Below are 21,019 nucleotides of genomic sequence, written 5' to 3' on the forward strand. Positions count from 1 at the left end.
ACCTATCAACGCAATAAATAGCGACGCATTTTGCCCTTATTCCAGCGATAAGTTTGTCAGCGGAGATTTAAGCTGTTGGCTAAATAATTGTCATCAGTGGGGGAGCCATGCTCGATAAACTTGATGCCGCACTTCGTTTCCAGCAAGAAGCGCTGAACCTGAGCGCCCAGCGTCAGGAAATTCTGGCGGCAAACATCGCCAACGCCGATACCCCGGGGTTTCAGGCGCGCGATATTGATTTCGCCAGCGAATTGAAAAAAGTCATGGAGCGTGGGCGGGCTGAAGGCAGCGGCGTTGCGTTGACCATGACCTCTTCGCGCCATATCCCGGCGCAGGCGATGAGCGGACCGTCTACCGATTTGCTGTACCGCATTCCGGATCAGCCCTCGCTGGATGGCAATACCGTGGATATGGATCGTGAACGTACGCAGTTCGCTGACAACAGCGTTAAATACCAGACCGGCCTGACCGTGCTGGGTGGGCAGATCAAAAGCATGATGAGTGTTCTGCAACAGGGGAACTAATTAAATGGCATTACTGAATATCTTTGATGTCGCAGGCTCCGCGCTGACCGCGCAGTCCAAACGTTTGAACGTGGCCGCCAGTAACATGGCGAACGCCGACAGCGTGACCGGACCCGATGGTCAGCCGTATCGCGCCAAGCAGGTTGTATTCCAGGTGGATGCTGCGCCCGGGCAAGCGACTGGCGGTGTAAAAGTTGCTGATGTGATTGAAAGCCAGGCGCCGGACAAACTGGTTTACGAACCAGGTAATCCGCTGGCTGATGCGAATGGCTACGTCAAAATGCCCAATGTTGATGTGGTCGGCGAAATGGTGAACACCATGTCTGCGTCCCGCAGCTACCAGGCGAACGTTGAAGTGCTTAATACCGTTAAGAGCATGATGCTCAAAACCCTCACGCTCGGACAGTAAAGGAGACGCGCATGTCTATCGCCGTAAGAGTGGATGACCCGACAAATAGCGGTGTCTCCTCGACCAGTAACAACACCAGCACAACCGGAACAAACAGTGCATCCGACCTGCAAGGCAGCTTTTTAACGCTGCTGGTCGCGCAACTGAAAAACCAGGACCCGACTAACCCGCTGCAGAATAACGAACTGACCACTCAGCTGGCGCAAATCAGCACCGTGAGCGGGATTGAAAAACTGAATACCACCCTCGGTTCGATTTCCGGACAGATCGACAACAGTCAGTCGCTACAGGCGACAAATCTGATTGGCCATGGCGTGATGATCCCGGGACAGACCGTTCTGGTGGGTAAAGAAACCTCAACGCCGTTTGGCGTGGAACTGACGCAAGCCGCCGATAAAGTGACCGCTACCGTGACCAGCAAAGACGGTACCGTGGTGCGCACTATCGATATTGGCTCGCTGACTGCCGGTGTCCACACCTTCAGCTGGGACGGCAAGATGACAGATGGAACAGCGGCACCTGATGGCTCTTATAAAGTCTCTATCGCCGCCAGCTCTGGCGCAACACAGCTGGTTGCCCAGCCGCTGCAGTTTGCACTGGTGCAAGGTGTTACCCGCGGCAGCAACGGTAGCACACTGGATTTAGGTACTTACGGTACCACCACACTCGACGAAGTACGGCAGATTATCTAAGCCAAAACACTTATCAGGAGTAAGTCATGGCCTTTTCACAAGCGGTCAGCGGCCTAGATGCTGCGGCCACCAACCTCGATGTCATTGGTAACAACATTGCCAACTCCGCCACTTATGGCTTTAAATCCGGCTCTGCGTCCTTCGCCGATATGTTTGCCGGTTCTAAAGTGGGTCTGGGCGTAAAAGTTGCCGGTATCACTCAGGACTTTACCGACGGTACAACGACCAACACCGGTCGTGGTCTGGACGTTGCGATTAGCCAGAACGGTTTCTTCCGCATGGTTGATACCAACGGCTCTGTTTATTACAGCCGTAACGGCCAGTTCAAGCTGGACGAGAACCGTAACCTGGTCAACATGCAGGGTATGCAGCTGACCGGTTATCCGGTTGCGGGTACACCGCCGGTAGTGCAGACCGGTGCTAACCCGACGACGATTAACATCCCAACGACCGTGATGTCGGCGCGTGCCACCACCACGGCGACGATGCCGATGAACCTGAACTCGACGGCGACCATTCCGACGACGACGCCGTTCGATCCGACGAACTCGGATACCTACAACAAAAAAACCACGGTAACGTCTTACGACAGCCTGGGTAACGAACATGCGGTTGACTGCTATTTCGTTAAAACCGCGGATAACACCTGGGATGTCTACACCAAAGACTCCAGCATTTCCGGCTCTTCTTACGAAAAAGCCGCGCAGATGTCGTTCAGCTCCAACGGTACGCTCACTTCCGTGACTAACTACACCGAAGTGCTGCCGGCCACCACGCCGCGTACCTGGAACCTGAACGCCGCGCCGAACGCACAGCCGCAGATCAATATCGCGCTGGCCAGCCTCAATGGCTCCGCGGCCAGCACTTACTCGCTGAGCTTCCTGAACTCCATGCAGCAGAACACCGGCAGCAGCGGCGCAGCTTCTGTTGATCAGGATGGTTACCCGCCAGGATCGCTGGTGAGCTACGCCATCAACGATGACGGCACCGTGGTGGGCAGCTACTCCAACGAGAAAACTCAGGTGCTGGGTCAGATCGTGCTGGCGAACTTTGCTAACAACGAAGGCCTGAAATCCGAAGGGGATAACGTCTGGTCTGCGACCACCGCTTCCGGCGTTGCTATCGTGGGTACAGCGGGTTCCGGCAACTTCGGTAAGCTGACCAACGGCGCACTGGAAGCATCAAACGTGAATCTGAGTAAAGAACTGGTGAACATGATTGTCGCGCAGCGTAACTATCAGTCGAACGCGCAGACCATCAAAACCCAGGATCAGATCCTTAACACGCTGGTTAACCTGCGTTAATCGTCTGACGGGATGGCTTAATGGATCACGCAATATACACCGCGATGGGCGCAGCCAGCCAGACGCTGAATCAGCAGGCTGTCACCGCCAGCAACCTCGCGAATGCGTCCACGCCAGGCTTTCGCGCGCAGCTCAATGCGCTGCGCGCGGTACCGGTAGAAGGGCTTTCACTGCCTACCCGTACGCTGGTAGTGGCTTCTACGCCTGGCGCCGATATGACGCCAGGTCAACTTGACTACACCTCGCGTCCGTTGGACGTGGCGTTGCAGCAGGATGGTTGGCTGGCAGTTCAAACGGCGGACGGCTCAGAAGGATATACCCGTAACGGTAATATCCAGGTGAGTTCAACCGGTCAGTTGACCATTCAGGGGCATCCGGTGATTGGCGACGGCGGCCCGATTTCGGTACCGGAAGGTTCGCAAATTAGTATCGCGGCTGACGGTACGATTTCATCGCTGAACCCTGGCGATCCGGCGAATACTATCGCGCCGGTCGGCAAGCTGAAGCTGGTGAAAGCGAACGCGCAGGAAGTGGTGCGCGGTGATGACGGGCTGTTCCGTCTGAGCCAGACCGCACAAGCGACCCGTGGTACGACATTGCAGGACGACCCGTCTATTCGCGTGATGTCAGGTGTGCTGGAGGGCAGTAACGTCAAGCCGGTTGCCGCGATGACCGACATGATCGCCAGCGCCCGTCGTTTCGAAATGCAGATGAAAGTCATCAGCAGCGTCGACGATAACGCCCAGCGCGCCAACCAATTGCTGTCAATGGGCTAATTAAACAGGACTACTTATGATCAGTTCATTATGGATCGCAAAAACCGGCCTCGACGCCCAACAAACCAATATGGATGTCATCGCCAACAACCTGGCGAACGTCAGTACCAATGGTTTTAAGCGCCAGCGCGCGGTATTTGAAGATCTGCTGTACCAGACAATTCGTCAGCCTGGCGCACAGTCTTCAGCACAGACAACGCTGCCTTCGGGTTTGCAGATCGGTACCGGTGTTCGTCCGGTAGCCACCGAGCGTCTGCACAGCCAGGGCAACCTGTCTCAGACCAACAACAGTAAAGATGTGGCGATCAAAGGGCAGGGCTTCTTTGAAGTACTGCTGCCGGACGGTACCTCGGCGTATACCCGCGATGGTTCCTTCCAGGTCGACCAGAACGGTCAGCTGGTAACGGCGGGTGGTTTCCAGGTGCAGCCTGCGATCACCATTCCGGCGAACACCCTGAGCATCACCATTGGCCGCGACGGCGTGGTCAGCGTGACGCAGCAGGGTAACGCCGCACCGGTTCAGGTTGGCCAGTTAAACCTGACCACTTTTATGAACGACACCGGTCTGGAAAGTCTTGGTGAAAACCTGTACGCAGAAACGCAGTCGTCTGGCGCGCCAAACTCCACGACGCCGGGGCTGAACGGTGCGGGGATGCTGTATCAGGGGTATGTGGAAACCTCGAACGTAAACGTGGCGGAAGAGCTGGTGAATATGATCCAGGTTCAGCGCGCTTACGAAATTAACAGTAAGGCAGTATCGACCACCGATCAGATGCTGCAAAAACTGACGCAACTTTAAGGCGTTATCCGGTGCGGTAACTGCCGCACCGGAACCCTGATTTCGAAGATGAATGCAATGCAAAAATACGCCGTGCGCAGCTATCCGATTATGGCTTTAGTGGCATTAACCCTGACGGGATGTGCCTGGGTTCCATCAACGCCGTTGGTTCAGGGGGCGACCACCGCTCAACCGATTCCGGGACCGGTGCCGATGGTAAATGGATCGATTTATCAGACTGCGCAGCCGATAAACTACGGCTATCAGCCACTGTTTGAAGACCGCCGTCCGCGTAACGTGGGCGATACATTGACGATCGTACTGCAAGAGAACGTCAGTGCCAGTAAGAGCTCGTCGGCAAATGCCAGCCGTGACAGCAAGGCCAGTTTCGGCATGGATACCACGCCGCGCTACCTGGAGGGTCTGTTTGGTAATTCCCGCGCCGATCTCTCTGCTTCCGGTGGAAATACCTTTAACGGCAAAGGTGGCGCCAATGCCAGCAATACCTTTAGCGGCACGTTGACCGTGACGGTCGATCAGGTGCTGATCAATGGCAATTTACATGTGGTGGGTGAAAAACAGATAGCCATCAACCAGGGCACTGAATTCATCCGCTTCTCGGGTGTCGTGAACCCACGCACCATCAGCGGCAGCAACACGGTTCCGTCCACACAGGTGGCGGACGCGCGCATCGAGTATGTCGGCAACGGCTACATCAACGAAGCGCAGAACATGGGCTGGCTGCAACGTTTCTTCCTCAACTTATCGCCGATGTAACCGGGGTGAATTATGTTTAAGTATTTGACTGGTATCGTGTTAGCGCTGGTGGCGACCTTCGCCCAGGCTGACCGTATCCGGGATCTCACCAGTGTACAGGGCGTACGTGAAAACTCCTTAATTGGTTATGGCCTGGTCGTGGGGCTTGATGGTACAGGTGACCAGACGACCCAGACGCCATTTACCACCCAAACCTTAAACAACATGTTGTCGCAGATGGGTATTACAGTTCCTACCGGCACCAACATGCAGCTAAAAAACGTGGCGGCGGTGATGGTCACCGCGCAGTTCCCGGCGTTTGCGCGCCAGGGGCAAACCATCGATGTGGTGGTTTCCTCAATGGGTAACGCGAAAAGCCTGCGCGGCGGTACGCTGCTGATGACGCCGCTGAAGGGCGTTGACAGCCAGGTTTATGCGCTGGCGCAGGGTAATATTCTGGTCGGCGGTGCGGGTGCTTCTGCAGGCGGTAGCAGTGTGCAGGTTAACCAGCTTAACGGCGGGCGTATCACTAACGGTGCGGTCATCGAGCGTGAACTGCCGACCCAGTTTGGCGCAGGCAACACCATTAACCTGCAACTGAACCAGGAAGATTTCAGCATGGCGCAGCAGATTGCCGACACCATCAACCGTAACCGTGGTTACGGCAGCGCCACCGCGCTCGATGCGCGTACCGTGCAGATCCGCGTTTCTAACGGCGGCAGCTCGCAGGTCCGTTTGCTGGCAGACATCCAGAATATGGAAGTTGGCGTTACGCAGCAGGATGCGAAAGTCATTATTAACTCGCGTACTGGCTCGGTGGTGATGAACCGCGAAGTGGCGCTGGATAATTGTGCTGTCGCGCAGGGTAACCTTTCAGTGACGGTGAATCAGCAGGCCAACGTGAGCCAGCCGAATACACCATTCGGCGGCGGTCAGACGGTGGTGACACCGCAAACACAAATTGATTTGCGCCAGAGCGGCGGTTCGCTGCAAAGCGTCCGTTCCAGCGCCAACCTGAACAGTGTGGTTCGCGCGCTTAACGCGCTCGGTGCTTCCCCGATGGAACTGATGTCCATCCTTCAGGCGATGCAAAGCGCAGGCTGTCTGCGTGCGAAACTGGAGATCATCTAATGTTGACTGACAGCCGGTTGTTGACGAGCGCGGCATGGGACGCGCAATCACTGAATGAACTGAAGGCGCAAACGCGCCAGGATCCGGGCGCGAACCTGCGCCCGGTTGCCCGCCAGATGGAAGGGATGTTCGTGCAGATGATGCTGAAAAGCATGCGCGAAGCATTACCGAAAGACGGTATTTTCAGCAGTGATTCAACGCGGCTGTACACCAGCATGTATGACCAGCAAATTGCACAACAGATGACCGCGGGCAAAGGTCTTGGCCTGGCCGATATGATGGTTAAGCAGATGGCGGGCGATCAGGCGCCTGTTGAGCCTGCCGATCAGATGCAACAGGTGCCGATGAAATTCCCGCTGGAAACTGTGACGTCTTATCAAAACCAGGCGCTGACACAACTGGTGCGCAAAGCGATGCCAAAAGTACCGGAAGACGGCGACGAGCCGTTAACCGGCGACAGCAAAGACTTTCTTGCCCAGCTTTCACTGCCGGCGCGTCTTGCCAGTGAGCAGAGCGGCGTTCCGCACCACCTGATCCTCGCGCAAGCTGCGCTGGAATCCGGCTGGGGCCAGCGCCAGATCACGCGTGAAAACGGTGAGCCGAGCTTTAACATTTTTGGTGTTAAAGCCACGCCTGGCTGGAAAGGGCCGACCACGGAAATCACCACCACAGAATATGAAAACGGCGAAGCGGTGAAGGTGAAAGCTAAGTTCCGCGTTTACAGCTCGTACCTTGAAGCGCTCTCCGATTATGTGGGCATGCTGACGCGTAATAAACGTTACTCGGCGGTGACCACTGCTGCGACGGCGGAGCAGGGGGCGCAGGCGTTGCAGAACGCCGGTTATGCGACCGATCCTAACTACGCCCGTAAGCTGACCAGCATGATCCAACAGCTTAAATCGATGGGTGAAAAGGTCAGTAAAGCCTACAGCACGGATATCCAAAATCTGTTCTGAAATATCTCAAGTTTTGCCCTGGGTTGCCGATAATCGTCAACAGGACTCATGTCTGAAAGTGTATAAGGAACCTCCATGTCCAGTTTGATTAACAGCGCCATGAGTGGGCTCAACGCAGCCCAGGCCGCGCTTAATACCGCAAGTAATAACATTGCCAGTTATAACGTAGCGGGTTATACCCGTCAGACGACGGTGCTCACCTCAGGCAACAGTACCCTGACCGGTGGCGGCTGGGTGGGTAACGGTGTACTCGTTACCGGTGTTCAGCGTGAGTATGACGCCTTTATTACTAATCAGCTGCGTGCAGCGGAAAACCAGAACAGCGGTTTGACCACGCGTTACCAGCAGATGTCAAAAATTGACGATGTGCTGTCGGATACCACTAACTCGCTGTCGACCAGCCTGCAGAGCTTCTTTTCCAGCCTGCAAACGCTGGTAAGTAACGCCTCTGACCCGTCATCCCGTCAGGCGATGCTGGGTAAAGCGGACGGTCTGGTTAACCAGTTCAAAGTGGCCGACCAGTATCTGCGTGACCAGGATAAACAGGTAAACCTGTCGATCTCTTCAAGCGTTGATCAGATCAACAACTACTCCACGCAGATTGCCAAACTTAACGATCAGATTTCCCGTCTGACCGCGGTAGGCGGCGGTGCTTCGCCGAATGATCTGCTCGATCAGCGCGACCAGTTGGTCAGCGAACTGAACAAAATTGTCGGTGTTGAAGTCAGTGTCCAGGATGGCAACACCTACAACATCAGCATGGGTGATGGTTACTCTCTGGTGCAGGGCAGCGACGCGCGCCAGTTGGCGGCCGTTCAGTCCAGCGCCGATCCGGCACGTACGGCCGTGGCGTATGTTGACAAAATCGCAGGCAATATTGAGATCCCGGAAAAGCTGATCACCACCGGTTCACTGGGCGGTTTGCTGTCGTTCCGTTCGCAGGATCTTGACCAGGCGCGTAATACGCTTGGACAACTGGCGCTGTCGTTTGCTGATGCGTTCAACAAACAACACGAACAGGGCTTCGATGCGGATGGTACTCAAGGCGGCCAGTTCTTTACCATTGGCGCGCCATCTACCACCAGCAACTCTAAAAATACCGGTGATGCGGTACTGACCGCTGCGGTCAGCGACAGCTCGGCGGTGCAGGCGACGGATTATAAAGTAGCGTACGATGGGACGAACTGGAAAGTCACCCGACTGTCCAACAATACCACTACCACCGTGACGCCAGATCCTTCCGATGGCACGCTGAATTTCGACGGTCTGAAAGTTAGCATCAACGCCACCACTGGCCCGAAAGCCAACGACAGCTTTACCGTTCGTCCGGTGAGCAATGCGATTGTGAATATGAGCGTGGCGATTACCGATGAGTCGAAAATCGCCATGGCTTCTGTCGCCGGTTCCGGTGCGAGCGATAACCGCAACGGCCAGGCGATGCTGAATCTGCAAAGCGCGAAAGTCGTCGGCGGCAACAAAACGTTTAACGATGCGTATGCCACGCTGGTCAGCGATGTGGGTAACAAAACCTCGACGCTGAAAACCAGCTCCACCACGCAGACGAACGTGGTGACGCAATTGACCAAACAGCAGCAGTCCATCTCCGGGGTTAACCTTGATGAAGAGTACGGTAACCTGCAGCGCTATCAACAATATTACCTGGCAAACGCTCAGGTTTTACAAACTGCAAGCACGCTGTTTGATGCGCTGCTCGGCATTCGCTAAGTAAGGGGTGAAAAATGCGTATCAGTACTCAAATGATGTACGAACAAAGCATGCGCGGCGTGACCAACTCGCAGAGCGCGTGGTTGGGTTACGGCGAGCAAATGGCGACCGGGCAGAAAGTTAACCGTCCGTCGGACGATCCGATTGCCGCTTCGCAGGCCGTGGTGATTTCGCAGGCACAGGCGCAAAACACCCAGTATGAGACAGCGCGTACTTTCGCCAAGCAGAAAGTGTCGCTGGAAGAGAGCGTATTGCAGCAGGTGACGACCGCTATCACTGGCGCACAGGGTACCATTGTTAAAGCGGGCAACGGTTCGTTGAGTGATGATGACCGTGCTTCTCTGGCAACCGAGTTGCAGGGCTACCGCGATCAGCTGCTTAACCTGGCGAACAGCACCGACGGTAACGGTCGCTATATCTTTGGCGGCTATAAAACGGAAAGCGCGCCGTATGATGCCACGGGCACATATAGCGGTGGTAACCAGGCGATTTCCCAGCAGGTTGACGCCTCGCGTACCATGGTTATTGCACATACGGGCACTGAAGTTTTCAACCATATCAGCAGCAACGCCACGCCAGAACCGATTGATCCAGCTACCGGCCTGCCGGGCACGTCGGAAACCGATCTGTTCAAAATGCTCGATACGGCGATTACCGCACTGAAGACTCCGGTAGCGGGCGATGAAACGGCCAAGGCGGCAGCGCAGGCAGTAGTGGATAAAACCAGCCGTGGTCTGGGGAACTCCCTGAACAACGTGTCGACTGTCCGTGCTGAACTGGGTACACAGTTGAACGAACTGGACACCCTCGATGCGCTGGGCGATGACCGTACTGTCGCGCTGAAACAGCAGAAGAGTGATTTGATTGACGTGGACTGGAACTCGGTGATTTCGTCTTACACCATGCAACAAGCTGCGCTGCAAGCGTCCTACAAAGCGTTCACCGATATGCAAGGTCTGTCGTTGTTCCAGATGAATAAGTAATGTTTTCATTTTGAGCATGTCTGGAAACTGGGCATGTTCGGTATGCCCGCTCCATCACCCCGGAGCGGGCTTTTTTTTATCTTACGCTTTCTGCGCCGCTTGCTGGAGTTGACGTGCGTCGAACAGACGGATCAGCAGAGCAACCAGACCGGAAACCGTTGCCAGTACCACCACACCCTGCCATGACGCGACGGAGTACAGTTTGCTGCCCAGCGCAGAGCCCAGCGCCATTCCAATGAACACCCCGGTAAACAGCAGCGCATTCAGACGACCACGCGCTTGCGGCTCAAGACCGTACACCAGGTTCTGGTGAGCAACCAGACTGGATTGCAGACCCAGGTCAAAGCCCACAGCAGAGAGCGCAATCAGCGCCAGTTGACCCTGCGGTGGCAGTACCGGCAGCAGGAACATCAGTGCGAAGGAAATCGTTACCAGACCTGCGCCTAACTGTGTGACTTTTTCCGCACCGACTTTATCCGCCAGGCCACCTGCCAGCGGTGCTGCTAACGCACCCGCCGCACCAGCGATGCCGAACGTACCCGCTACTGCGCTGCCTAATTGATATTTTTCCAGCAGCATTAACGCAAGGGTTGACCAGAAAGCGCTAAAAGCGATGGATAAAAACCCCTGGGCGAAAGCGGCGCGGCGCAGTGCCGGATAGCGTTGCCACAGGTGCGCCATTGATTTCATCAGCGCCGGATAGCTCAGCGTGGAGTGCGTTGCAAAGCGCGGCAGTACCGACCACATCAGCACACCAATCAGCGCAATGCTGACTGCAGCAAGCTGGTACATGATACGCCAGCCGAATGCCGCGCCGACAAAGCCGCTAACGGTACGCGAAAGCAGGATCCCGAGCAGTAAACCGGTCATTACCGTGCCGACCATTTTCCCCTGTTTGCCTTCCGGCGCGAGGATGGCTGCCGCCGGTACAATATCCTGCGCCATCGTTGCGGCCATGCCCAGTAACAGGCTGACGATCAGTAATGAAGGCAGATGGCTGGTCAGGCTACAAGCCAGTAACAGCAGCGCCAGTGCCGCGCTTTTAAACAGGATCAGGCGGCGACGGTCGTGGCGGTCACCCAGCGGCAGCAGGAACAAAATACCCAGCGCATAACCGGCCTGTGTGAGCGTCGGAACCAGCCCCATACCGTTGACGGTTAAGTGCAGGTCGCTGCCCATTAATGGCAGCAGCGGTTGTGAATAGTAGATAGCCGCGACGCTGAATCCGGCGCCGAGCGCGAGGGCAAAAATGACCCAGCCAACAACATCTGACGAAAGAGAATGACGGTTCATAACAGTTTTCCCGCAAGGATATGGAGTGAATAACAAAGTGAGGCCATTTTTACGCAGCAGAGCTTGGCGCGGTAGCCAGCGGAGTGGTAAAACGGTTATACGTGAAACGTATAGGTAAAATAATAATGAAGCGGCAAGAGCGTATAGATAGGGTGGATTTGATGCGGACATATATCCGTATCGTGGAGGCCGGGTCGCTGTCGGCGGCGGCTCGCCAGCTGGAGACCACTCAGGCGACGGTCAGCCGTCGTTTGCAGTCGCTGGAGTCGCTGCTTGGCGTCAAGCTGCTATTGCGCACCACTCATGCGATGAAGCTGACGGATGATGGTGAACGCTGCTACCAGCATGCAAAGCGCGTTGCGGATGCCTGGGTGGCGCTGGAAGATGAACTGAGCCAGTCCGACGACGAGCCGGTAGGAATTTTACGCGTACGCGCCCCGCATGCCTTTGGTCAGGAACAACTGCTCGGTCCGTTGACTCAGTTTCTGGAACGTCACCCACAACTCTCCGTTGAATGGATGCTCAATGACAAGAATGTCGATTTTCTCAGTGCCAATATCGATTGCGCTATTCGCGTTGGCGCAGAAGTGGATCCGGCGACGGTGTCGGTGCTGCTGGCAGAAGTTCCCCGATCTATCGTGGCGTCACCGGCGTTGCTGGCGCGCTTTCCCGCTGTCGACACACCGCAGCAGCTCTCCGCGCTGCCGTGGATTGCGCTCAGCACGTTCTACCAGCATGAAATTCATCTTAGCCATCTGCAAAGCGGTGATACGGAGCAGGTGGCGATTGCACCACGGCTTTATACCGACAGCCTGTACGCAGCCCGCAATACCGCCATTGGCGGGCTTGGCGTGACGCTGATTTCCAGTTGGGCGGTGGAAGAGGAGTTACGCAGTGGCAAACTGATAGCGCTGTTGCCGCAATGGCAGGCCGCGCCGCTGCCGGTTCACCTGGTTTATCCGTGGGCGCGCTATTATCCCGCGCGGTTGCGGAAATTTTTACAACTGATGCGTGAAGTGATGCCGGGGCTTGGCGGTATGCGCCATCCGGTGCGACAGGCATAAAAAAGCCGACCCGAGGGTCGGCTTTTTACTGCCAGAGAATTACTCAGCAGCTGGCGGTTTCGTCGCAGGTGCGGTAGCCGCGTGCGTGGCGCTGTGTCCACCCGCAGAACCTTTACCTTCGAAGACGAAGTCCGGGCGTACCCAGTCACTGTGACGCGGCGCTTCCGGCACATAGGCAGGCGCTGGCGCTTTGGTCATTGGCGCGGTAGCCACTTTGTGAGCCGCTGGAGCAACCCGCGCTACTACCGGCGCTTTCACCGGCTCGGCAACAACTGGCGCAGCCGCTTCCTGTACAGCTTCAGGGGCTGGCGTTTCTGCTGCTGATGCAACTTCCTGCTGTGCCGGTTCGGCTTCTTCTGCCACTTCCTGCGCAACGGTACGATCTTCTTCAGCAATCAGCTGCGGTTGTTCATCCACCGGCGTGTCGATGACTTCCGGATGGGTGGTTTCAACGGCAACCGTCTGCGGTGCTTCAACAGCGGCTTGCGGTTCAACCACTACCGGCTCGGCATTTTCAACCGCCGCCTGCGGTTCAACCACCACCGGCTCGACATTTTCAACCGTCGTCTGCGGTTCAACAACTTCCGCTTGCTGATGCGCAACCAGTTGCGCTTCGGCCATAGCCGGAGCGATCTCCTGCTCAGGGGCGGCGTTGTTTTCAACGGCCAGTTCCTGAGTCTGCTGCTCTTCCTGCGCGCGCGCTACCGGGTAACTGATCCATACTTTACCGGACGCCATTTCCGGTGATGCACAAGCCACAGTCAACGGCATGGCAGATTGCAGCGGGTAGCGCTCATCACGGTAGCGACGGCGACGCTGACCACTCACGCGCAGGTGGCGAGGAGAACGGCGTGAACGGCGCGGCATCGCGTTTTCGCGTGCTTCAGCGTTTTCATCCTGTTCCTGTACCGGTGCGGTTTCAACCACAGCTGGCAGGTCGACTTTCGCCAGCTGTGTGTTTTGCACTGCGGCGTCCTGTACGGTGGTTTCTTCAACGCGGTTTTCTACGTTGCTATCACCGCCAATACGTACTTTCTGGCTGAGCTGACGCTGTTTACGACGCGGCATTACCTGTACGCGCTCTTCCTGTTCCGTTTCCTGAGCAGGTTGCTCATCGCGGTTCAGCTCTTTGACATCCTGCTGCGCCTGGCGTTTATCATCGTTACGACGACGGTTACGCTCACGGCGTGGTTGCTGCTGCTCGTCACGAGATTTCGCTTTTTCTGTTTCATCAACAGCGACTGGCTGGCGAGATTCGCGGACTTCAGCATTTTGCTGTGATTTCTCGCGGCGGTTACGGCGATTATCTTCGCGACCTTCGCGGTTATCACGGCTTTCGCGCGCCTCGTTGCCCTCACTGCGATTGTCTCGGCGATCATTACGATCGCGGCGGTTGCCCTGGCGTGATTTACGGCGATCCTGCTGACGCTCTTGCTTCTCGTCTTTTTTCTCTTCTTTCACTTCAACCGGTGCCGGGGCAGCTTCACCCGCGAACAAGCCTTTCAGTGCAGAGAAGAAACGGCCCAGCAAGCCTGGCGCGGCAGCGGCTGTTGCGGCAGGTTGCGCCTGGCTCGCAGGAGCTGCTGGCGCTTGTGGTGCTGGCGGAACGTCCGGCATAACGAAGGTAGCCAGCGCCGGTTGTTCAGGTAACTTACGCTCGGCGTGCTCTTCTTCAGACGGCAGAGCCATCTCTTCTTCGTGCAGTTTCGGCAGCAGGTAGCTCAGGGTTGGCGTCTCTTCGCCTTTACGCACGCGCAGCACGGAGTAGTGCGGCGTTTCCATCTGGTCGTTTGGCACGATTACGCAGCGTACGCCGCCCTGGCGGGCTTCAATAGCGCTTACCGCGGCGCGTTTTTCGTTTAACAGGTATGATGCGACCGGAACCGGCACAATCGCATGCACTTCCTGGGTGTTTTCTTTCAGTGCTTCTTCTTCAATCAGACGCAGAATCGACAGCGACAGGGATTCGTTATCACGAATAGTGCCGGTGCCGCTACAACGCGGGCAGACATGATGGCTGGACTCGCCCAGCGACGGGCTCAAACGCTGGCGGGACATCTCCAGCAGGCCAAAGCGGGAAATATGGCTAATCTGAATACGCGCACGATCCTGACGCACCGCTTCACGCAGACGGTTTTCCACCGCGCGCTGGTGGCGCACCGGCGTCATATCAATAAAGTCGATAACGATCAGGCCACCTAGGTCACGCAGACGCAACTGGCGAGCGATCTCATCTGCCGCTTCCAGGTTCGTGTTAAAGGCAGTCTCTTCAATATCGCCACCGCGCGTTGCGCGAGCGGAGTTGATATCGATGGCGGTCAGCGCTTCGGTGGAGTCAATAACGATAGAACCACCGGACGGCAGACGGACTTCACGCTGGAAAGCGGATTCAATCTGCGACTCAATCTGGTAATGGCTGAACAGCGGGATTTCCCCGGTGTACAGTTTAATTTTGCTGCTGAAATCCGGACGACCCAGCGCAGCGATATGCTGGCGAGCCAGCTCAAGCACTTTCGGGTTATCGATAAGGATTTCGCCGATATCCTGGCGCAGATAGTCACGGAAGGCGCGCACAATTACGTTGCTTTCCTGATGGATCAGGAACGGAGCAGGGCGGCTTTCAGCGGCTTTCTGGATAGCTTCCCAGTGTTTCAGACGGAAGCTCAAATCCCACTGCAGCGCTTCGGCGGATTTGCCCACGCCTGCGGTGCGTACGATAAGACCCATACCATCCGGTAATTCCAGGCTGGAGAGCGCTTCTTTCAGCTCGGTACGATCGTCGCCTTCAATACGACGTGAAATGCCGCCCGCACGCGGGTTGTTCGGCATCAGCACCAGGTAGCTGCCCGCAAGGCTGATAAAAGTGGTCAGTGCCGCGCCTTTGTTGCCGCGCTCTTCTTTATCAATCTGGACGATAACTTCCTGACCTTCACGCAGTACGTCTTTGATGTTCGGACGTCCATGAGCGTTGTAATTAGCTGGGAAGTATTCGCGGGCGATCTCTTTGAGGGGAAGGAAACCGTGACGCTCGGCACCGTAATCAACGAAGGCGGCTTCAAGGCTGGGTTCAATGCGGGTGATTTTACCTTTGTAGATGTTCGCTTTTTTCTGCTCGTGTCCCGGGCTTTCGATATCCAGGTCGTACAGGCGTTGTCCATCAACAAGTGCGACACGCAACTCCTCTTGCTGAGTTGCGTTGATTAACATTCTTTTCATCGTAACTTACTCATTATTCTTACATTGACGACTAAGCTGCGGGCAAGATAACGCCTTTCCGGGGGAGAACCGATGGCCTCGAGACTATTCGCGTCGCCAACCTCACGGTTGTCGCTCGCTAAAGAGGCGCAGTGTGTCGGTTGCCTGTGTTTCCTGTGGAAAACACAGCGCAATTATCAGGGGAACAGCCTGGGAAAAACTCTCCAGAGAAGATTCCATCTACCGGTAAGGACTGCAACCCGCAGCCCGCTAACTGCCTGAAAGTTCAATACGTCTTACGCCATTGCTGCGTGTATGATCGGACAGGCAAAACTGGTCATTCCGCTCATTTACTTGTTTTAACAAGATTCAACACGGAAAACCGCAACATTATTCCTTGCGAACCCTGTTATAGCAAGCTGACTTTTACCATTTATCACCCGGTTACTCACAGTTTTTTCACCTTTGCCCGGAGATTGGTTTAATAACCGCCGAATCAACTGTGTAAAACAAAGTTACCGAGTCAATTGTAAATATAAGCATAGAAAAATGAGTGGCGCTATTCAGCGTGGCTATTTAGAATCGCCTCCCATGAAAACTGAGACACCATCCGTAAAATTTGTTGCTATTACCGCCGATGAAGCGGGGCAACGTATCGATAATTTTTTGCGTACCCAGCTCAAAGGGGTACCTAAAAGCATGATTTACCGCATCCTGCGCAAGGGTGAAGTGCGGGTGAATAAAAAACGCGTAAAACCGGAATATAAACTGGAAGCGGGGGATGAAATCCGTATTCCGCCGGTACGCGTGGCTGAAAAAGAAGAAGAGGCGGTTTCTCCGCATTTGCAAAAAGTTGCCCAGCTAACCGACGTGATTCTCTATGAAGATGATCATATCCTGGTGCTGAATAAGCCGTCGGGCACGGCGGTTCATGGCGGTAGCGGGCTGAGCTTTGGCGTGATTGAAGGCCTGCGCGCGTTGCGCCCGGAAGCCCGTTTCCTTGAGCTGGTTCACCGTTTAGATCGTGACACCTCCGGCGTTTTACTGGTGGCAAAAAAGCGTTCCGCGCTGCGTTCGCTGCATGAGCAGTTGCGCGGTAAAGATATGCAGAAGGATTATCTGGCGCTGGTTCGCGGCCAGTGGCAGTCGCATGTCAAAGTGGTGCAGGCACCCTTGCTAAAAAATATTCTGCAAAGCGGCGAGCGGATCGTACGGGTGAACAGCGAAGGCAAGCCTTCAGAAACGCGTTTTAAAGTTGAAGAGCGCTATGAATTCGCGACCCTGGTGCGGTGTAGCCCGGTGACCGGACGTACGCATCAGATCCGCGTACATACTCAGCATGCCGGCCACCCGATTGCTTTTGATGATCGCTATGGCGATCGCGAATTTGATAAGCAGCTGGCGTCGACCGGGCTGTCACGACTGTTCCTACATGCAGCGGCGCTCAAGTTCACGCATCCACATACGGGCGAGACTTTACGGATAGAAGCGCCGCTTGATGAGGCACTCAAACGTTGTCTGCAAGTATTACGCAACGCGAAGTAATCTCTTTCCCCCTCGCGTCTGCGAGGGGGAAAACGGTGTTGGCTTACGGCTTCAGCCACCTGTCCAGCCACGGAAACACTTCGTTTTGCTGCTCCTGATAAAAGACGTGTCCCAGCTCAGGCCAGCTTTTCGTCACCAGTTTGTCGTCTGCCTGCTGCGAAGACCAAACCCGATGCACTTTGTCGAAAGCGTCTTTTACCGCCTCTGCCGGGAAGAGTTTGTCTTTGCCGCCGCTGAATATCAGCATCGGCTTCGGCGCGGCGATACTGGCGATATCAGGAATATCCAGGTGGGCGGGCATCCCCGGATGTAACATGTAGAACGCGGATTGACCGCGGAGCACGTTATTGCCGGGTTGCATCAAACCGTTATAGGTTCCAAACCACGAAATAACTGCTGTAGCCGCGACTTTTTCGCTCAACGCTGCCAGTTGCCAGGCGCGAAAACCACCCATTGAGAAACCCAGCACGCCAACGCGTTTACTGTCTACTCCGGCGTGCGCGGCGATAAAATCGACCGTGCGCATATCCTCATAGGCTACTTCGCCCGCCAGCGAACGCCCCAGATTAAAATAGTTGCTGGCCAGTGCTTGTTGCTGCTCATAAACCATCGGGCCGCGATCGCCCCATCCGGGGCCGTCGATCGCGATAACCGCATAACCCCGGCTCGCCAGTTCATCGCCAATGAATTTTCCGCTGAAGAATTTGTCAGCCCATGCTTGCGCACTGGCGAGTTGTTCCGCGTTACCCCACGGGCGGATCAGCTTCTCTTTGCCGATATCAAATTTCGAACCATGATCGTGCAACAGAACGATAGCAGGATGCGGGCCGGGTGTTTTCGGCATCAATAACAGGGCGGAAATGCGGTTATCATCCGTAATGTTCAGCGATAATTTTTCAGCGGTATAGCTGCCGCGATCGTCTTTGGCTATCGAGTGAGGGGAAAAGGGTTTAGTGGCATCCGGGGTGAGCAGGGCGCTGCGAAATAGCTGGCGGCTGTGTGCTTGCCATTGGTGGAAATCTTTGAAGTTACCGGATAACCACGAATCGGGATAGCGCATCTGCGCTTTCAGTATTTGCCAGCTTGCCGGAAGATTGCCTTCAACAACGCCCTCTGTTTGCCACTCATCTTGCGCATACACATTGCCGGACGTCAGCAGTGCAAACATCAGCGGCAACGTACGTAAAATCTTCATCACCTCTCCTTGAATTAAAACGGCGTTTTAATATTGGTGATGAATGTAACGTCTGACTAAAAAAGAAACTGTGATCGCGAAAGCATTAGCTTAACAACGGGTTACAATGTTCACGCCGCAGCATCTGGCACAGCGCGATCAGCGGCAGACCTACCAATGTATTTGGGTCGCGCCCTTCAAGTCGTTCAAACAACGCAATACCCAGCCCTTCGCTTTTGAAACTACCGGCACAGTTCAGCGGGCGCTCTTTGCGAACATAGTCGTCGATTTCCTGTTCACTTAAGCGGCGAAAATGGACGTCGAAAGGCTCACATTCCGTTTGCAAATGACCGGTTGCGGAATTAAACAGCGCCAGGCCAGTATAAAAAGTCACAATATTGCCACTGGCCTTCATTAATTGCTGGCGGGCGTTCTCTTCCGTATGCGGTTTCCCGGTAATTTCGCCGTCAAGCACGCACACTTGATCGGAACCAATAATCAAATGTTGAGGGTATTTTTGCGACAGTGATTGCGCCTTTTCCTGCGCCAGTCTGAGCACTAAATGGCGAGGTGCTTCGCCTGCATGCGGTGTTTCGTCTGTCTGCGGCGCGGCGCATTCGAAGGGTAAACCGAGCTTGTCGAGTAGGGCGCGACGGTAGGGAGAAGTAGAAGCGAGAATAATTTGCGACATATTTTTTTCACCAAATATGGCTTAACAATGACAGGCATTTTAAACTGTAGGCCGCAATGTGTGCGAATTATTGGCAAAAGGCAACCGCAGGCTGCCTTTTTCTTTGACTATATGACGTTACAAAGTTAATATGCGCGCCCTATGCAAAAGGTAAAATTACCCCTGACTCTTGATCCGGTTCGCACGGCTCAAAAACGCCTTGATTACGAGGGTATCTATACTCCCGACCAGGCGGAGCGCGTCGCTGAATCTGTAGTCAGCGTAGACAGTGATGTGGAATGCTCCATGTCGTTCGTTATCGACAACCAGCGCCTTGCCGTTTTAACCGGCGATGCAAAGGTAACGGTATCGCTCGAATGCCAGCGTTGCGGGAAACCGTTCACTCATCAGGTCTACACCACGTATTGTTTTAGTCCTGTGCGTTCAGACGAACAGGCTGAAGCACTGCCGGAAGCGTATGAGCCGATTGAGGTTAACGAATTCGGTGAAATCGATCTGCTGGCGCTGGTCGAGGATGAAATCATTCTCTCCCTGCCGGTAGTTCCGGTGCATGATTCTGAACACTGTGAAGTGTCCGAGGCGGACATGGTCTTTGGGGAACTGCCTGATGAAGCGCAGAAACCAAATCCATTTGCCGTATTAGCCAGCTTAAAGCGTAAGTAATTAAGGAGTAAGGTCCATGGCCGTACAACAGAATAAACCAACCCGTTCCAAACGTGGCATGCGTCGTTCCCATGACGCGCTGACCGCAGTCACCAGCCTGTCTGTAGACAAAACTTCTGGTGAAACCCACCTGCGTCACCACATTACCGCCGACGGTTTCTACCGCGGTCGCAAGGTTATCACTAAGTAATCACGCGCAAGCGTGATGAAGCTTAGTGAGGATTTCCCCGCGTAAGCGGGGATAGACCGAACCAGGCTGCGACGATACCTTGACACGTCTAACCCTGGCGTTAGATGTCATGGGGGGAGATTTTGGCCCATCCGTGACAGTGCCTGCAGCTTTGCAGGCACTGAACTCTAATTCTCAACTCAACCTTCTTTTAGTCGGCGATCCCGACGCTATCACGCCATTACTTGCCAAAGCTGATTTCGAGCAACGCTCGCGCTTGCTTATTGTTCCTGCCCAGTCAGTTATTGCCAGTGATGCGCGCGCCGCGCAGGCTATTCGTAACAGTCGCGGTACCTCTATGCGTATGGCGCTGGAGTTGGTCAAAGAAGGTCGCGCTCAGGCCTGCGTGAGTGCGGGAAACACCGGTGCGCTGATGGGCTTAGCGAAAATGCTGCTCAAACCGATTGACGGGATTGAGCGCCCGGCGCTGGTGACCGTGTTGCCTCATCAACAGAAAGGCAAGACCGTTGTGCTGGATCTCGGGGCAAACGTCGATTGTGACAGCACGATGCTGGCGCAATTTGCCGTGATGGGCGCGGTGATGGCCGAAGAGATCCTCGGTATTGCCAACCCAAGAGTGGCGCTACTGAATATTGGTGAAGAAGAGACCAAAGGGCACGATAGCATTCGTGATGCTGCGGCATTATTACGCTCCATGCCCTCAATGAACTACATTGGTTATCTTGAAGCGAACGAATTATTGACCGGCAAAACGGATGTGCTGGTGTGCGACGGTTTTACCGGAAACGTCACATTAAAAACCATGGAAGGTGTTGTCAGAATGTTTCTTTCGCTGCTGAAATCGCAGGGTGAAGGAAAAAAAAGGTCGTGGTGGCTGATTTTATTAAAGCGTTGGTTACAAAAAAGCCTGACAAGGCGATTCAGTCACCTCAACCCCGACCAGTATAATGGCGCCTGTCTGTTAGGATTGCGCGGCACCGTGATTAAGAGTCATGGTGCGGCGAATCAGCGCGCATTTTGCGTAGCAATTGAGCAGGCAGTGCAGGCGGTGCAGCGGCAGGTTCCACAACGGATCGCCGCTCGCCTGGAATCTGTGTATGCACACTCGTCTTCGTCTGCAACGGATAGCGAAAATCAGAGCGTGTGTATATTACCCAAGAGTGACTGAGC

Annotated in this window: 20 protein-coding genes; 16 read left to right on the plus strand and 4 right to left on the minus strand. The window is 55.1% G+C overall.

The features are described from left to right. Positions 1-107 precede the first annotated feature (107 nt). The 11 genes from flgB to flgL all read left to right on the plus strand — a co-directional run bounded on the left by flgB (position 108) and on the right by flgL (position 10,034). A complete protein-coding gene (gene flgB, locus JKP81_RS18365) occupies positions 108-524 on the plus strand; it encodes a flagellar basal body rod protein FlgB (RefSeq protein WP_017456402.1) in 417 nt (138 codons plus the stop codon). A gap of 4 nt (positions 525-528) precedes the next feature. After that, the gene (gene flgC / locus JKP81_RS18370) at positions 529-933 is read left to right on the plus strand and encodes a flagellar basal body rod protein FlgC (RefSeq protein ID WP_020457431.1); all 405 of its coding nucleotides are present in this window, start codon (positions 529-531) and stop codon (positions 931-933) included. 11 nt (positions 934-944) lie between these two features. Then, entirely contained in the window at positions 945-1,625 is a 681-nt protein-coding gene (gene flgD, locus JKP81_RS18375; RefSeq protein ID WP_200552846.1) for a flagellar hook assembly protein FlgD, read from the plus strand. Positions 1,626-1,651: 26 nt separating this feature from the next. Continuing rightward, a complete protein-coding gene (flgE, locus tag JKP81_RS18380) occupies positions 1,652-2,929 on the plus strand; it encodes a flagellar hook protein FlgE (protein WP_200552847.1) in 1,278 nt (425 codons plus the stop codon). A gap of 20 nt (positions 2,930-2,949) precedes the next feature. Continuing rightward, the gene (locus JKP81_RS18385; protein WP_065368751.1) at positions 2,950-3,705 is read left to right on the plus strand and encodes a flagellar basal body rod protein FlgF; all 756 of its coding nucleotides are present in this window, start codon (positions 2,950-2,952) and stop codon (positions 3,703-3,705) included. A gap of 16 nt (positions 3,706-3,721) precedes the next feature. After that, positions 3,722-4,504 carry a flagellar basal-body rod protein FlgG gene (flgG, locus tag JKP81_RS18390; RefSeq protein ID WP_020457434.1) on the plus strand — a complete coding sequence of 261 codons (783 nt, stop codon included), beginning with the start codon at positions 3,722-3,724 and terminating at the stop codon, positions 4,502-4,504. 57 nt (positions 4,505-4,561) lie between these two features. Next, positions 4,562-5,260, plus strand: coding sequence for a flagellar basal body L-ring protein FlgH (flgH, locus tag JKP81_RS18395; RefSeq protein WP_040016541.1), 699 nt, complete (start codon positions 4,562-4,564; stop codon positions 5,258-5,260). 12 nt (positions 5,261-5,272) lie between these two features. After that, positions 5,273-6,370 carry a flagellar basal body P-ring protein FlgI gene (locus tag JKP81_RS18400; RefSeq protein WP_200552848.1) on the plus strand — a complete coding sequence of 366 codons (1,098 nt, stop codon included), beginning with the start codon at positions 5,273-5,275 and terminating at the stop codon, positions 6,368-6,370. Further along, complete coding sequence (gene flgJ / locus JKP81_RS18405) at positions 6,370-7,326, plus strand: flagellar assembly peptidoglycan hydrolase FlgJ (RefSeq protein WP_200552849.1); 957 nt, start codon at positions 6,370-6,372, stop codon at positions 7,324-7,326. Before JKP81_RS18400 ends, flgJ begins: the two co-directional genes overlap by 1 nt. A gap of 75 nt (positions 7,327-7,401) precedes the next feature. Continuing rightward, positions 7,402-9,051 (plus strand): flagellar hook-associated protein FlgK, encoded by a 1,650-nt coding sequence (gene flgK, locus JKP81_RS18410; RefSeq protein ID WP_200552850.1) that lies wholly within the window; start codon positions 7,402-7,404, stop codon positions 9,049-9,051. 14 nt (positions 9,052-9,065) lie between these two features. Beyond that, positions 9,066-10,034, plus strand: a complete 969-nt coding sequence (gene flgL, locus JKP81_RS18415) for a flagellar hook-associated protein FlgL (protein ID WP_065368749.1) — start codon at positions 9,066-9,068, stop codon at positions 10,032-10,034. Between the two features lie 81 nt (positions 10,035-10,115). Here the strand turns inward: flgL and JKP81_RS18420 are convergent, their stop codons facing one another. Then, complete coding sequence (locus JKP81_RS18420) at positions 10,116-11,327, minus strand: MFS transporter (RefSeq protein ID WP_200552851.1); 1,212 nt, start codon at positions 11,325-11,327, stop codon at positions 10,116-10,118. Between the two features lie 161 nt (positions 11,328-11,488). On the opposite strand from JKP81_RS18420, the gene JKP81_RS18425 reads away from it, so the two are divergent. Continuing rightward, positions 11,489-12,391, plus strand: a complete 903-nt coding sequence (locus JKP81_RS18425; protein ID WP_370568896.1) for a LysR family transcriptional regulator — start codon at positions 11,489-11,491, stop codon at positions 12,389-12,391. A gap of 39 nt (positions 12,392-12,430) precedes the next feature. On the opposite strand, the gene rne is transcribed toward JKP81_RS18425, so the two are convergent. Further along, positions 12,431-15,607: a ribonuclease E gene (gene rne / locus JKP81_RS18430; protein ID WP_200552853.1), complete on the minus strand. Its 3,177-nt coding sequence runs from the start codon at positions 15,605-15,607 to the stop codon at positions 12,431-12,433. A gap of 570 nt (positions 15,608-16,177) precedes the next feature. Between rne and rluC the strand changes: the two genes are divergently transcribed. After that, positions 16,178-17,131 (plus strand): 23S rRNA pseudouridine(955/2504/2580) synthase RluC, encoded by a 954-nt coding sequence (gene rluC / locus JKP81_RS18435; protein ID WP_017456416.1) that lies wholly within the window; start codon positions 16,178-16,180, stop codon positions 17,129-17,131. A 43-nt stretch (positions 17,132-17,174) separates the two neighbouring features. On the opposite strand, the gene JKP81_RS18440 is transcribed toward rluC, so the two are convergent. Together JKP81_RS18440 and JKP81_RS18445 are read right to left on the minus strand one after the other, a co-directional pair. After that, on the minus strand, positions 17,175-18,326 hold the full coding sequence (locus tag JKP81_RS18440) for a dienelactone hydrolase family protein (RefSeq protein WP_200552854.1): 1,152 nt from the start codon (positions 18,324-18,326) through the stop codon (positions 17,175-17,177). An 85-nt stretch (positions 18,327-18,411) separates the two neighbouring features. After that, positions 18,412-18,996, minus strand: a complete 585-nt coding sequence (locus tag JKP81_RS18445; protein ID WP_200552855.1) for a nucleoside triphosphate pyrophosphatase — start codon at positions 18,994-18,996, stop codon at positions 18,412-18,414. A gap of 141 nt (positions 18,997-19,137) precedes the next feature. On the opposite strand from JKP81_RS18445, the gene yceD reads away from it, so the two are divergent. The 3 genes from yceD (at position 19,138) to plsX (ending at position 21,017) form a co-directional block, all read left to right on the plus strand. Beyond that, on the plus strand, positions 19,138-19,659 hold the full coding sequence (gene yceD, locus JKP81_RS18450; protein ID WP_065368743.1) for a 23S rRNA accumulation protein YceD: 522 nt from the start codon (positions 19,138-19,140) through the stop codon (positions 19,657-19,659). A 16-nt stretch (positions 19,660-19,675) separates the two neighbouring features. Continuing rightward, positions 19,676-19,849, plus strand: a complete 174-nt coding sequence (rpmF, locus tag JKP81_RS18455) for a 50S ribosomal protein L32 (protein WP_007374494.1) — start codon at positions 19,676-19,678, stop codon at positions 19,847-19,849. 79 nt (positions 19,850-19,928) lie between these two features. Further along, a complete protein-coding gene (gene plsX, locus JKP81_RS18460) occupies positions 19,929-21,017 on the plus strand; it encodes a phosphate acyltransferase PlsX (protein WP_200552856.1) in 1,089 nt (362 codons plus the stop codon). Positions 21,018-21,019: the final 2 nt, after the last annotated feature.

It is taken from the genome of Kosakonia sp. LAM2021, assembly GCF_016620385.1.
GTDB classification, from domain to species: Bacteria; Pseudomonadota; Gammaproteobacteria; order Enterobacterales; family Enterobacteriaceae; genus Kosakonia; species Kosakonia sacchari.